Origin of the sequence: Robiginitalea aurantiaca, from assembly GCF_030380815.1 — a bacterium.
Lineage (GTDB): Bacteria > Bacteroidota > Bacteroidia > Flavobacteriales > Flavobacteriaceae > Robiginitalea > Robiginitalea aurantiaca.
The window spans coordinates 1-936 of sequence record NZ_JAUDUY010000031.1 but is presented as its reverse complement, the minus strand read 5'-3'; the positions used below and the strand labels follow the sequence as shown (position 1 = coordinate 936).

The window sequence follows — 936 nt, the reverse complement described above, 5'->3', positions numbered from 1 at the left end:
CATTCATACGACGACCCCAAGCACGCCGCATTGGCCCTGGAGGCCGCCCACGCCTATGCTGAAGTCGCTCCGGATGCCAGTCATGCTTTGCACATGCCCTCCCATATTTACGTGGCTATGGGGATGTGGGACCGCGTGGTGGCGTCCAATATCGATTCGTATCAGGCAAGCCTGAACCGAATGGAGCGAAAAGGACTCGGCAATAATGATAGGGGATACCATGCCTATCACTGGCTTGAGTATGGGTATCTGCAGCAAGGCAAAAAGGAAGAGGCGAAGAAAATGGTTTTGGATATGCAGCGCTATATGAATGAAACGCCTTCTCCAAGGGCCCGGGTTCATATGGTGTTTCTAAAAGGCACCTACCTTACCGAAACGGATGAATGGGATAGCGAGATAGCGGATATCCCCGTGGAAATTGCCGATCTGAATATTTCGGTGCGTTCCCAATATCAATTTTTAGAAGGAATGAAAGCCTATACGGCCAAAGACACGGTTCAAATGGATCGTGTTATTGCGAGCATGGAGTCCGACATTAAGAGGGAAACCTTTGTACAGGAATTTTCCAGTTCCTCATTGTGTTCAAATGTGACCCGGGCAGAGGCCGCGCCATCCGACATTGTTACTTCTAAAGCCAGACAAGAGCAACTTATGGCCTTGCGGGAAGATTTGGCCGGCCTTAATGATAGGGCAGAAGAACATCTGCTGAAATCCATTGAATTGCAGGAAAGTGTCAGCTATAGTTACGGCCCGCCAGCCATTCAAAAACCGACCCGCGAACTCTACGCAGACTGGTTGGTTGCCATGGGCAGATATCAAGAGGCAGAAGCTCAGTATAAACTAGCCGAAAAAGCGGGTCCTAAACGCCGGTTGATTGTGGAAGGCATTGAGAATCTCAGCCCGTATTTAAGTGATGGGAGAAGCTGAGCTAGAGCG

General features: G+C 49.9%; 1 pseudogene. It reads left to right on the top strand.

Annotated features, from left to right (window positions below):
- A pseudogene (locus tag QU605_RS15305) lies at nt 1–927 on the top strand (hypothetical protein); the annotation flags it as partial.
- Nucleotides 928–936 lie beyond the last annotated feature (9 nt).